Below are 12,449 nucleotides of genomic sequence, written 5' to 3' on the forward strand. Positions count from 1 at the left end.
CCGCCGTCACAAGGCTGCCGCCCCGATGCCCCCGGCCCGCCGCCCGCGCGTCCTCCCGTCAGATCCCGGACGCCTGCGCCCACAGTCGCGCCAGCGCCGCGTCCCCCGTCACCCCCGGGCCCGTGAGCGGGAGCCTGTTCCACAGGGCCGCGTAGAGCCAGGCCGCCGTCCCGGACACCTCGCAGTCGGCCGCCCCGTCCACCGCGCCGCGCACCGTACGGGCCGGCTCCGGCGACAGCCGTACGGTCCACACCGCGGCCGTGTCGGTGGCCCGCACCCGCAGCACCCTCGGCTCAGGGGTCCGCACCCGGCTGCGCGGCCGCGCGTGGAAGCCGGTCAGCAGTTCGTCCACCCCGTCCTCCGCGAACTCCGGCTCCACCGTCGCGTACGCGAGCCCGAGCGCCGACTCCGCGTCCATCCGGTGCACGGCGGTCTCGTGGGCCTGGCGCCGCGCCCAGAAGGCCAGCGGCGACGGCGCGGCCGTCGGCAGGAACGTCCAGCACTGCACGTCGGCCGGGGCCCCGGCGAGCGTCCGCACCAGCGTCCCGTGCCCTTCGCGGAACCAGCCGATCAGCTCCGTACCGGCCGCTTCCGACGGCTCCGGCAGCGGCACCGGATCCAGCCGCGCCTCCCCGACGTAACCGGTCGCCCAGCGGTGGACGGAGCCGGTGTGCCGCAGCAGATCGCCGACCCGCCACCCGGGGCAGGTGAGTATCGGGGCGTCCGTGCCGGCCCGTTCCGCCAGGTCCGCCAAGAGCGCGCCGTCCCGCTCCAGGGCCTTCAGGTAAGCGTTGATCTCCATGCGGGGGAGTCTTCCAGCCCGTTCGAGACAATGGGGGCATGGACGGCGAACTCTTCCCGCGCGAGCGGACCGTCATCGCCCCCGGCGCCGTGCACGTCCCCGACTGGCTCGGCCCCGCGCACCAGCGGGAGCTGCTGGAGGCCTGCCGCGGCTGGGCCCGGCCGCCCGCAGGGCTGCGCACCGTACGCACGCCCGGAGGCGGAACGATGACCGCCCGGCAGGTGTGCCTCGGCCTGCACTGGTACCCGTACGGGTACGCCGACACCGCGGTGGACGGCGACGGGGCCCCGGTGAAGCCGATGCCGGAGCGGCTCGCCGCACTCGGCCGGGAGGCCGTGGCAGCGGCGTACGGCGCACCCCTCGCGGAGGTGGCGACGTACGACATCGCCCTGATCAACTTCTACGACGGGGACTCCCGCATGGGCATGCACCGGGACGCCGAGGAGCGGTCCCCGGCGCCGGTGGTCTCCCTCAGCCTCGGCGACAGCTGCGTCTTCCGCTTCGGCAACACCGCCTCGCGCGGACGGCCGTACCGCGACGTCGAGCTGCGCAGCGGCGACCTGTTCGTCTTCGGCGATTCGAGCCGACTGGCCTACCACGGGGTGCCGAAGGTCCTGCCGGGTACGGGCCCGCAAGGGCTCGGCCTCTCGGGGCGGCTCAACATCACTCTCCGCGTCGGCGGGCTCGGGTGATCAGCGGGCGTCCGGGGCCCTCCGATCATGCGAGGATCGCTGTCATGAACGGCAACGGGGCCCCGCCGCGGGTGGGGGATCTGACCACGGTGTCCACGCGGACCAGGCTGGAGCGGGGCCGCGGCGCGCTCGGCCCGGCGCTGGAGCTCGTCCACACCGGGCGCGCCCCGACCCGGGCGGTCCTCACCGCCGAGCTCGGCGTCACCCGGGCCACCGCCGGAGCGGTCGCGGCGGAGCTGGAGGCACTCGGGCTGATCCGCGTCGACTCCCGGCCCGGCGGCGCGGGCGGCACCCAGGGACGGCCGTCGCACCGGCTGTCCGTGGCCGAGGACGGCCCGGTCGCACTCGCCGCGCAGGTGCACTCGGACGGTTTCCGGGCCGCCCTGGTGGGCCTCGGCGGGCGGATCGTCGCCACCGCCCCCGGCAAGGTGACCGTGTCCGCGGATCCGGCGCAGGTGCTCGGCGCGGTCGTGGAGGCCGGGGCCGCGCTGCTCGCGGAGAGCGGCCGCCGGTGCGTGGGCGCCGGGCTCGCCGTCCCCTCGGCGGTGGCCGAGCCGGAGGGCACGGCGCTGAACCCCCTGCACCTGGCCTGGCCGGCCGGATCTCCCGTACGGGCCATCTTCGCGCAGTGCGTGAAGGCGGCCGGGATCGACGGCCCGGCCCTGACCGGCAACGACGTCAACCTGGCGGCGCTGGCCGAACACCGGCACGGCGCGGGGCGCAGCGCGCAGCACCTGCTGTGCGTGGCCACCGGGCACCGCGGGGTCGGCGGGGCGCTGGTCCTGGACGGCCGCCTGCACAGCGGCAGTTCGGGCCTGGCCCTGGAGGTCGGCCACCTCACGGTGAATCCGGAGGGGCGCGCCTGCCACTGCGGCGGCCGCGGGTGCCTGGACGTGGAGGCGGACCCGCTGGCCTTCCTCACGGCGGCCGGCCGCACCCCCGGCCCCGAGGTGTCGCTGCTGGCGCAGGCCCGCGACCTGCTGCGCGAGGAGTACGCGGAGCCGGCGGTGCGCGCGGCCGCCGAGGAGCTCATCGACCGGCTGGGGCTGGGCCTGGCCGGCCTGGTGAACATCCTGAACCCGGACCGGATCATCCTGGGCGGGCTCCACCGCGAGCTGCTGCACGCCGACCCGGAGCGGCTGCGGGCGGTGGTCGCGGACCGCAGCCTGTGGGGGCGCAGCGGGGGAGTGCCGATCCTGCCGTGCACCCTGGACCACAACAGCCTGGTGGGAGCGGCGGAACTGGCGTGGCAACCGGTCCTGGACGACCCGCTGGGCGCCCTGGGGGCGGCGGCGTAGGGGCTCCGCTCCGATCGAGCCGGACCGGCGACCCACCCCGCGGCAGGGGTCAGCCAGGCCTGATGCCGGCCGACGCCGATGCCGCAGCGGAGGCGGAGGCCGAAACCGGGGACGATGCCGCAACGGAGGCGGAGGCCGAAACCGGGGACGAGGCCGCGGGCGGGGACGAGGCCGCAATGGAGGCGGACGCCGAAACCGGGGACGAGGCCGCCGGCGAGGCGGACGCCGCCACCGGCGCCGGTGCCGCGACCGAGGCCGCCACCGGCAGGGGCGCCGCCGGAACCGTTGCGGGTTCCGCGGTGACGACCGCCGTCCGGGCGGGTTCTCGTACCGGCTTGGCCGCGATGCGCACCGGTCGCGCGGGCGGCGCCGACGGCGCGGGGGCCGCCCGCAGCGAGAACCACACCACCTTGCCGGAGCCGTCGGACCGGTTCCGCGCGCCCCAGGCCTCGCTGACCGCCTCCACGAGCGCGAGCCCGCGTCCGCAGGTCTCCAGCGCCTCCGCCCGCACCTCCCGGAGCTCCGGGAGGCGCGGATCGCCGTCGATCACCGAGACGGTGAGGCGCCCGAGGCGGAGTTCGATCTCGACCGTGCAGGTCTTGTGCGGCTGCGCGTGGCGGTGGACGTTGCTGAGCAGTTCCGTCACGCCGAGCGCGGCCCGGTCGATGAGCGGATCGAGCTGCCAGTGGCGCAGCTGTGCAGAAACGATTCTGCGAATCTGGCCGATCCGGCACGGCAAGGCCTGCAGTTCGACGACGCAGTGCCTGCGGGAATGACTGATCACGGCTGCGACTCCCCGACATGAGTGTTACGGGTGCTGCACCCTCGGTAATGCTCCACCAGGGTCACCCACGGTGCGCCACAGTGCAACCGAAAGCGACCGAAAGGGATGTGCATGGAAACCCAAAGTGACTGTTTGTGCAGGTGAGGGGGGTACATTGCGAAAGCAGGGGGTGAAATACCCGGGCACACGCACGAAGGAGCACGGCGCATGAGCACCACCGGCACGACCGCCACGACCGTCGACGTCGACCGCAGCGACGCGGACTACCGGGCCTGGCTGAAGGAAGCCGTCCGCAAGGTCCAGGCGGACGCCAACCGCTCGGCCGACACGCATCTGTTGCGCTTCCCGCTCCCCGAGGAGTGGGGCATCGACCTGTACCTCAAGGACGAGTCGACGCACCCCACGGGCTCCCTCAAGCACCGCCTCGCCCGCTCGCTCTTCCTCTACGCCCTCTGCAACGGCTGGGTCCGCCCGGGCCGCCCGGTCATCGAGGCCTCGTCCGGCTCCACGGCCGTCTCCGAGGCCTATTTCGCGAAGCTGATCGGCGTTCCCTTCATCGCCGTCATGCCGCGCACCACCAGCCCGGAGAAGTGCCGCCTCATCGAATTCCACGGCGGCGAATGCCACTTCGTGGACGACCCGATGAAGATGTACGAGGAGTCCGCCGAGCTCGCCGCCCGCACCGGCGGCCACTACATGGACCAATTCACGTACGCCGAGCGGGCCACCGACTGGCGCGGCAACAACAACATCGCCGAATCGATGTTCCAGCAGCTTCGGCTGGAACGTTTCCCCGAGCCCGCGTGGATCGTGGCGACCGCCGGCACCGGCGGCACCTCCGCGACCATCGCCCGCTACGTGCACTACATGCAGCACGACACCCGCATCTGCGTCCCGGACCCGGAGAACTCCTGCTTCTTCGACGGATGGACCCGTCACGACCCCCACGCGAGCAGCGACTGTGGCTCGCGCATCGAGGGCATCGGACGGCCGCGGATGGAGCCGAGCTTCGTGCCGGGCGCCATCGACCGGATGATGAAGGTGCCGGACGCGGCGAGCGTCGCGGCCTGCCGCGCCCTGGAGACGGCCATAGGGCGCAAGGCGGGCGGTTCCACCGGCACCGGCCTGTGGAGCGCCCTGAAGATCATCTCGGAGATGGTGGCGGAGGGCCGCACGGGCAGTGTGCTCACCCTGCTCTGCGACCCGGGGGACCGCTACCTCGACAAGTACTACTCCGACGACTGGCTGGCGGCGCAGGGCCTCGACATCGCCCCCTACGCGAAGACCCTCGACACGCTGCTCACGACGGGCGTCTGGCGCGAGCCCGCCGCCTGACGGCGCCACGGGACCGGAGGGCCGGGGCGGCGCGCCCCTGGCCCCGGGGAGCCGTGGCGGCGAACGACGACGCGCGACCGGCCGTCGCCGGGCCGAGCCGCGGGCCGAGCCGCGGGCCGCGCCGGAGCTGCCGGGAAGAGGCGCCGGGCCCCGCTACCGCCGAGCGGCGCAGAGGCGTCCGTCCAGCGTGCGCACGGCCGAACGGAACGAGCGGCCCAGCCCGGGCCGGGCGGCGGCCAGGCCGAACCGGAACGCGGGCGTGCCGTCCGCCGCGAAGGTCCACAGGATCCGGGTACCGGAGCCCGCCGGGGTCAGCCGCCACTCCTCCAGCAGGGCCCGCATCCCCGGGACGTTGGTCTCGTCCACCCGGTAGGCATAGCGCTGCTCGGGATCGGCGGCCATGATCGTCTCCTGGAACCGGACCCCGCCCATCAGCCTGATCTCCCGCCCGGCGCCCCCGTGCGTGGGCCGGGCCAGCGTGACGGCACGGAACCAGGCCGGCCAGCCCGTGACGTCCTCCGCGAGCGCTCGATACACCGCGGCCGGCGCCGCCGAGGCCTCGGCCGTGAACCTCAGCCGTATCGGGGCGTCCTCGGTGAAGTCCGTCCCCACCGGACGGAGTCGGTGCGTCATGTCGGTACCCCCAGGGTCGGGAACGCGTGTGCGGACGGCGTGCCCGCCACCCTAGCTGGCGACCCGTCAGATGTCCGCCCCCGGAAGCACGGTGCCGCAGGCGCAGCGGCCCCCTCCGCCCCTCCCCGCCGCCGCGCGCCTCAGTGGGTCGCGGGCAGCGCGGGCAAAGCCGGCAATGCCGGGAGGTCCGCCGGGAAGAGCAGGGTGAGGTCGTCCGTAGTCGGTTCCGCCAGCTGCGCCACCCGGCCCGCGTGCCGTTCGACCATCGACTCGAAGGTCTGGCGCGCGGTACGCCCGTTGCCGAAGGCGGGGCCCTTCGGCAGCTCCGTGAAGTACGTCAGCAGGGCCCCGGACGTGCCCTCGCCGAGGCGGTACTCGTGCTCCTCGGCCTGCTGCTCCACGATCCGCAGCAGTTCCTGCGGCCCGTAGTCGCCGAAGGTGATGGTCCGGGAGAACCGCGAGGCCACTCCGGGGTTCACGGTGAGGAACCGGTCCATCTCCGCCGTGTACCCGGCGACGATCACCACCACCGCGTCCCGGTGGTCCTCCATCAGCTTCACCAGGGTGTCGATCGCCTCGCGCCCGAAGTCGCGGCCCGAGTCCTCCGGCGCCAGCGCGTACGCCTCGTCGATGAACAGCACCCCGCCGCGCGCCCGGTCGAAGGCCTCCTGCGTGCGGATCGCCGTGGAACCGATGTGCTCGCCGACCAGGTCCACCCGGGACACCTCGACGAGGTGGCCGCGCTCCAGCACCCCGAGCGAGGCGAGGATCTCCCCGTACAGCCGGGCGACCGTGGTCTTGCCGGTTCCGGGGGAGCCGGTGAAGACCAGGTGCCGGCGGACCGAGGCGGCCTTGAGCCCGGCCAGCTGCCGCCGCCGCCCCACCTCGATCATGTCCGTGAGCGCCCGCACCTCGCGTTTGACGCTGTCCAGGCCGACCAGCCCGTCGAGCTGGCCCAGCACCTCGCCGGAGCCCCGGGCGGCCGGCGGGTCCTCCGCGCCGTCTCCCGGCTCCCCGGGCCGCGGTACGGGCACCTCCGCCGCCGACGGCGACTGCGCCGGGGCGACCGCGCCGCCGGCCGTGACCGTACGGATCCCCGTCCGCGCCCCGGCGGAGCCGGCGCCCGGGCCCGACTGGGCCGCCAGGCGGGGGCCGGGCTCGTCGCTCGTGCAGTCCTCGGCCTCCGGACCGTCCTCGGCGAACTCGTAGCCCCCGCGCGCGCAGCGCTCGGTGTGGCAGCCCTTCAGGCTCGTGCGGCAGCCGTCGATGACGTGGAAGCCGAAGCCTGAGCTGCCCGTCACCCGGCAGGCGGTGAAGGTGCCGCGGCCGCCCGCCGACACGTAGAACCCGGCCTCGGCGGGGGAGGTGACGGTGCACCGCTCCAGGGCGGGGTCGGCCCCCTTGGTGACGATCACCCCCGTCTGCACCGCGTCGATGGTGCAGTTGGCGAGGGTGCCGCCGCTGCCGTGGTCGCGGAACCAGGCGCCGGTCGCGGCCTCCCGGATCCGGCAGTCGTCGAGCTGCGCGGTGGCGCCGTCGCTCACCGACACGGCCGTGTTGCGCACCTGCGACAGGTCGCTGTCGACCACGTCCACGCGCGAGCCCCGGTCCAGGACGAACAGCGCGTCCGGCACGTCGTGCACCCGGCAGGAATCGAGGGAGACCGAGGCCCCGTCGCTGATCCACACCGCCGGGTAGTCGCCCGTGCTGTCGTGGATCTCGCAGGACTCGGCGTCGACGCGGGTCCCCGGGTCCCACACCGACAGGCCGTTGCGGCCGAACCTGCGCACCGTGGTGCGGCTCAGGGTGAGCACCGACCGGGAGCGCAGGTCCACCGCGTTCTCCGGGATGTCGTGGATGTCGCAGCCGGCCAGGGTGAGTACCGCGTCCGTGTCGAGGGTGACCCCGTCGGTCGACGTGCGGTGCACCGAGCAGTCCGTGAGCCGGGCCGTGGCGCGGGCGGCGATCTGCACGCCGGTGCCCTTGATCTCGTACACCTCGCAGCCCAGCGCCTCCAGGCCCGAGCCCTCGCCGGTGACCGCGATCCCCGCTCCGGTGGCGTGGTGGATCCGGCAGCGCTCCAGCCGGGGACGGCCGCCGCCGCGGACCGAGACGCCGTTCTGCCCGGCGGCCACGACCTCGCACTCCTCGAACACCCCGCCGCCGCCGTCCAGGACGGCGATGCCGACCCCGGTCGGGTTCTCCACGGTGCAGCGCCGCACCAGCGGACGCGCTCCGCTGCCGCGCACCTCGATGCCGGCCGCCGAGCGGGTGCTCACGCGCAGGTCGGTCAGCTCGGGGACCCCGTCCTCGACGAGCAGCGCCGGAGCGGCCCGGTCCTGGCCCTCCAGGTGCAGGTCCTGGATCACGGCGGAGGCGCGCACGGTCAGCGCCACCCCGTCGGGAGGAGCGATCCGTACCGACCCCAGTCCGCCCTCGGGACCGCGCAGCGTCACCGCGTGGAGCACCACCAGGTTCTCCCGGTAGGTGCCGGGGGGGATGGACAGCACGTCACCGTCGCCCGCGACGGCCAGTGCGGCGGCCAGCGTCGGATACTCACCGGATCGGCGCCGCCACCGCGAAGCCCCGCCGTGCGTCACCTGGACCGTGCCCTGAGCCATGGTGCTGTCGTGCCCCCGCCCTCGTACTCACGCTGTCGACGCGGCAGAAGCCGCTGAAACCGTCGAAAGCCACCGCGGTCACTGAGACCGCGGTCACTGGAACCGTCGAACCTGTCGTACCCGTAGAACATTCCGTACTCGCCGGGGCCGGTCGGGGCGCTGGGAGCGGCCCACCGGGGTGGAGCGGCCTGGGGCACCCGGCCCGGCCGCTCCACCGTAGCGCGCGCGGGGCCGGTGGGGTGCCAGGTCAACTTCCCGCACCCGCCCGCCCCCAGTCGGGCCAGGCCGCCGCCCACGCCCGGTCCAGACGTATGTACCGCCGATGCATGAGTCTGCGTACGACGATCCGCCGGACGGTCTCCACCAGCGCTGCCGCGCAGACGGCGGCGGCCAGACCCGCGGTTCCCGCGTGGAACGCGGCGGCGGCGGGGTCGAGCGGCTGTCCCACCGCCCGGCCGTGCCGGTCGGTCCACATCCGGAACCGGTCGCCGGTCCGCGGCGGTTCCTCCGCGGCGGGCACCGTGCCCTCGTGGCTGCTGCCGTCGGGCCCGGTCCACGCGGCCACGACCTGCGTCCGCCGCGGGGCCGTCCGCTGCGCCGACTGCTCGGCCGGGGCGTCCCCGGCCGGCTCGGGAGCCGGCCGGACCACCACCGCCGGTACGAGGTGGCGCTCCTGCCGCTGTTCGTTCGAGGCCCGTTGAAGGGTCCCGTCCACCCGCGCGCCGACGGCCCAGCCGAGGGCCGGGGCCACCAACAGGAAACACACCACCGCTCCGAAGGCCACCCACGCCTCGACGAGGTCGGTCGGCCGGCGCAGCGGATTGCGCCGCCAACGCCACACACCCATCGCTGTCCGCACGGTCCGGATCCCCCTGCTTCCGCCTGCCTGCGCGTCCAAGCCTCCCGCATGCTCCCGGGACGCGCATTCCGGGACGCGCGAGACATGTGTCACCCGATCCGGTGTCGGAGTCCCCTCGGGTGCCCACCTGTCCTGTCTGATCCAACGGCACGGCGCGGCAGGTTGGTTCCAACCCCGGCCCGGAGCCCCCCGAAGGTGTCATTCCGGCGGCGGACTCCCGGACCCGCGCCTGCCGCACTCCGGCCCCCGCGCGGTGCGCCGGGTGCTCCGGGTGCTCCGGTCGTCACTCCCGGACCCGTTCCTCGTCCCACTCCAGCACGCGCACCTCGTCGCCGACCCGTACCGTGCCCAGCCGCACCGGGACCAGGTGCCTCCCGAACGCCAGGGACTTCCCGATCCGGCGGTGCGCGGCCAGCGTCTTGAGCGGCTCCCTGCCGCGCCGCGCCGTCGCCTGGTCGGTGGTCGTGACGACGCACCGCCCGCACTCGCGGACCCCGCGGAACTCGGCCTCGCCGATCGCGATGCGCCGCCAGCGGTCCTCCGACCACGCCCCGGCCCCGGACACCACCACGTTCGGGCGGAACCGGTTCATCGGCAGCGGCCCCTCCGCGGGATGGTCCCCCTGCGCGATCAGCGAGTTGAGCGCGTCGAGCGAGCCGAGGGTGGTGATCAGCAGCGGGTAGGCGTCGGCCAGGCTCACCGTCTCGCCCGGCAGCGCGTAGTCCGGGTCCACGGGCCGGCGCACGGCCGGATCGTCCAGGTGGACCAGGCGCGCCCCCACCCCGAGGTACGCGCTGAACCAGGCCGCGGCGTCCTGCGCCGCGACCACGGTCTCGACCTTCTTCCCGAACACCAGGACCGGCTCCAGCGGGCCCGGTGCGGGCACCTCCACGACCAGCTCCGGCATGTCCGGTGCCGACAGCCCGATGCGGCCGCCGTCCAGCGGACGGGCCGCGGCCAGGGCCAGCCGGGGCTGCTGGCGCTGTGTGATGACGGCGCCCCCGGTGTCGACCAGGGCCCAGCGCCGGTCCCCGGACAGCCCCCAGGGCTCCACGGCCGCCGCGTCGGGTGCGGTCCCCGCTACCGATTTGACGGGGTGGACGTGGAGCGACTGGACGCGCATGTTCGGCATGGGGGCATCCTGCCAGCCCCCGCCTCCTCCGCCCCAGCGGGTTTCTACGGCCCTGTCAGTAGCCCCGTCCCTGGTACGGGCGGCCGTACGGGTCCTCGTAGGTGGCCGCGGGCGCCGGAGCCTGCATCGGGCGCGGTGCGGCCGGGCGCATGGCCTCGTAACCAGTGGACGCGGCGACCGGGCGGGGCTGCTGCGGCTGCGGCTGGGGCACGTATCCGCCGCGGGCGGCCATCGGCTGCTGCTGCGGGATGTACGGGGCGGGCGCCTGCTGGAGCGGCATCGGCTGCTGGGCCGCCTGCTGCTGGTACGGGTATCCGTACGCCGGTGCGTTCTGCTGCGGTGCGGGCGGCAGGGCGGGCAGGGCGGATGCGAGGGCCGGCAGGTATCCACCGTTCGAGTAACCGGTGGAGTAGCCGGCGCTCGGGGACTCGTAGGCGGCCGGGACGCGGATCGGGGCGATCTGCGGAGTGCCGCGTTCGGCGACGAGGGAGTCGTAGATGGGGGTGTCCGGGAAGGAGGGCGCGGAGTAGTAACCGCCGCCATAAGTGGAGCGGGGGGAGGTCATGGGACCTAAGTTAAGCCCACGACTTCACGTGGTCCATAGCGAGGTTGGGCGAACACCCCTCTGACCTGCATATTCGCAGGTCAGGGCCACGGGTGTCACTTGGCGTTCACGTGCACGATTCACCACTTCCGTCCCACCTCGCCCCTACTCGTACCTGCTGGTTGTGCGGTGCACCCATTTCTTGCTGACGCAGCGTCACAATGCGATGACCTCGGACGATGTTGGTCCGGGCGGCAGTTCGCCGTTTCAGGCGTCGCTGGGACGGGGATAGGTACGGCCCTTCCAGGCGGCGCCGCGGCCCCGGTAGTGCCGGACGGCCGAATCGACGGTCATCAGCAGGTACAGCAGCGCCGTGAACGGAAGCAGGGGCGCGAGCAGGGCCGGCTGGCGGTAGTACCGCAGCATCGGCAGGTACGTACCGGCCATCAGCAGCCACGCGAGCCCGCCGGCCCAGGCGACGGCGGGCCGCCCCGCCGCGAGGCCCCCGAGGAGGGCGGCCGGCGGCACGAGGTACACGAGCACCAGCCCCGCCACCGTCCCGGCCAGCAGCGAGGGCCGGTGGCGGAGTTGGGCGTACGCGCTCCGCGAGACCATCCGCCACAGGTCCGCGAGCTCCGGGTACGGGCGCACGCTGTCCACCCGCTCCGCCAGCCCCAGCCAGACGCGGCCGCCGGAGCGCCGGACGGCGCGCGCCAGCGAGACGTCGTCGATCACGGCCTGCCGGATCGAGTCGGGCACCCCCGCCCGGACGGCCGCCTCGGTGCGCAGCAGGACGCAGCCGCCGGCCGCGGCCGTCGTACGGGCACCGGGGCGGTTGATCCGGCGGAAGGGGTACAGCTGGGCGAAGAAGTACACGAACGCCGGCACGACGAGCCGCTCCCACGGGCTCGCGACCCGCAGGCGGGCCATCTGGGACACGAGGTCCAGGTCGGCGGAGGTCGCGGCGGAGACCAGCTCGCGGAGGCTGTCGGGCTCGTGCGCGATGTCGGCGTCGGTGAGGAGGAGGTACTCGGGCGCGGGGGCGGTACGGGCGATGGCCATGCCGTGGCGCAGCGCCCAGAGCTTCCCCGTCCACCCCGGGGCCGGGTCGCCCGGGGAGGCCACGGTGAGGGGCAGCCCGGGCTGTTCGGCGGCCAGGCGCCGGGCGAGGTCGGCGGTGCCGTCCGTACTGCCGTCGTCGACCAGGATGACCTCGGCGTCGCCGGGATAGTCCTGCGCGAGGAGCGAGGGCAGGCTCCGGGGGAGCACCCCGGCCTCGTCCCGGGCCGGGACCACGATCGCCACGGACGGCCAGCGCGCGGGGGCGGAGCGCGGGGGGAGGCGGACGTCGGTGCGCCAGAACATGCCCTGGGCCAGGGTGAGCCAGAGCCAGGCGGCGAGGGAGGCGTAGGCCGCGCAGGCGGCGGTGAGGAGGCCCATCCCGGCAGTGTGCCGCTCCCCGGCGGCCGTGTCCCGCACCCGGCGGCGCCCGCCGCTCCGGCGCGTCTCCCCGGGGGCCGGCGGCGCGGGGCCCGGCGCACCCGGCGGGGTGGGCGCGCGGGCCCCGGGCCGCGTCCGGGGGCCGGTCGGCGGGGCGGCCCCCGGCGGCGGGGGCCGCCCCGCCCCAGGCCGTCTCTTTCGGATCTTGCCGGGTCCGCGACGCCTGGCACCGCGCCCGGCCGCACTGCCAGGGCAACCGAGTACGTCCAGTACACGGGCGCCCCGACAGCACGACCAGGCACGGCGCCA

10 protein-coding genes and 1 pseudogene are annotated in these 12,449 nt (G+C 74.8%); 3 read left to right on the forward strand and 8 right to left on the reverse strand.

Translation table 11 applies throughout. The features are described 5' to 3' along the window. Positions 1 to 58: 58 nt before the first annotated feature. On the reverse strand, positions 59 to 802 hold the full coding sequence (locus ACZ6S8_RS25375; protein ID WP_469459363.1) for a maleylpyruvate isomerase family mycothiol-dependent enzyme: 744 nt from the start codon (positions 800 to 802) through the stop codon (positions 59 to 61). Positions 803 to 840: 38 nt separating this feature from the next. On the opposite strand from ACZ6S8_RS25375, the gene ACZ6S8_RS25380 reads away from it, so the two are divergent. Next, positions 841 to 1,494 carry an alpha-ketoglutarate-dependent dioxygenase AlkB family protein gene (locus ACZ6S8_RS25380; protein WP_469459365.1) on the forward strand — a complete coding sequence of 218 codons (654 nt, stop codon included), beginning with the start codon at positions 841 to 843 and terminating at the stop codon, positions 1,492 to 1,494. 44 nt (positions 1,495 to 1,538) lie between these two features. Further along, the gene (locus ACZ6S8_RS25385) at positions 1,539 to 2,792 is read left to right on the forward strand and encodes an ROK family protein (RefSeq protein WP_469459367.1); all 1,254 of its coding nucleotides are present in this window, start codon (positions 1,539 to 1,541) and stop codon (positions 2,790 to 2,792) included. A 217-nt stretch (positions 2,793 to 3,009) separates the two neighbouring features. Here the strand turns inward: ACZ6S8_RS25385 and ACZ6S8_RS25390 are convergent. Next, positions 3,010 to 3,576: pseudogene (locus tag ACZ6S8_RS25390) on the reverse strand (ATP-binding protein); the annotation flags it as partial. A gap of 207 nt (positions 3,577 to 3,783) precedes the next feature. Between ACZ6S8_RS25390 and ACZ6S8_RS25395 the strand changes: the two are divergent. After that, positions 3,784 to 4,911, forward strand: a complete 1,128-nt coding sequence (locus ACZ6S8_RS25395) for a PLP-dependent cysteine synthase family protein (protein WP_469459369.1) — start codon at positions 3,784 to 3,786, stop codon at positions 4,909 to 4,911. A gap of 153 nt (positions 4,912 to 5,064) precedes the next feature. Here the strand turns inward: ACZ6S8_RS25395 and ACZ6S8_RS25400 are convergent, their stop codons facing one another. The 6 genes from ACZ6S8_RS25400 to ACZ6S8_RS25425 form a co-directional block, all read right to left on the reverse strand. After that, positions 5,065 to 5,544, reverse strand: coding sequence for an SRPBCC family protein (locus tag ACZ6S8_RS25400; protein WP_469459371.1), 480 nt, complete (start codon positions 5,542 to 5,544; stop codon positions 5,065 to 5,067). Between the two features lie 140 nt (positions 5,545 to 5,684). Continuing rightward, entirely contained in the window at positions 5,685 to 8,165 is a 2,481-nt protein-coding gene (locus ACZ6S8_RS25405) for a right-handed parallel beta-helix repeat-containing protein (RefSeq protein WP_469459373.1), read from the reverse strand. 247 nt (positions 8,166 to 8,412) lie between these two features. Then, positions 8,413 to 9,012: an Rv1733c family protein gene (locus ACZ6S8_RS25410; RefSeq protein ID WP_469459375.1), complete on the reverse strand. Its 600-nt coding sequence runs from the start codon at positions 9,010 to 9,012 to the stop codon at positions 8,413 to 8,415. Positions 9,013 to 9,307: 295 nt separating this feature from the next. Then, a complete protein-coding gene (locus ACZ6S8_RS25415; RefSeq protein WP_469459377.1) occupies positions 9,308 to 10,156 on the reverse strand; it encodes an MOSC domain-containing protein in 849 nt (282 codons plus the stop codon). A 55-nt stretch (positions 10,157 to 10,211) separates the two neighbouring features. Next, positions 10,212 to 10,721: a DUF6643 family protein gene (locus ACZ6S8_RS25420; protein WP_469459379.1), complete on the reverse strand. Its 510-nt coding sequence runs from the start codon at positions 10,719 to 10,721 to the stop codon at positions 10,212 to 10,214. Between the two features lie 246 nt (positions 10,722 to 10,967). Next, entirely contained in the window at positions 10,968 to 12,140 is a 1,173-nt protein-coding gene (locus tag ACZ6S8_RS25425; RefSeq protein WP_469459381.1) for a glycosyltransferase, read from the reverse strand. Positions 12,141 to 12,449 lie beyond the last annotated feature (309 nt).

It is taken from the genome of Streptomyces sp. NPDC048461, from assembly GCF_055587105.1.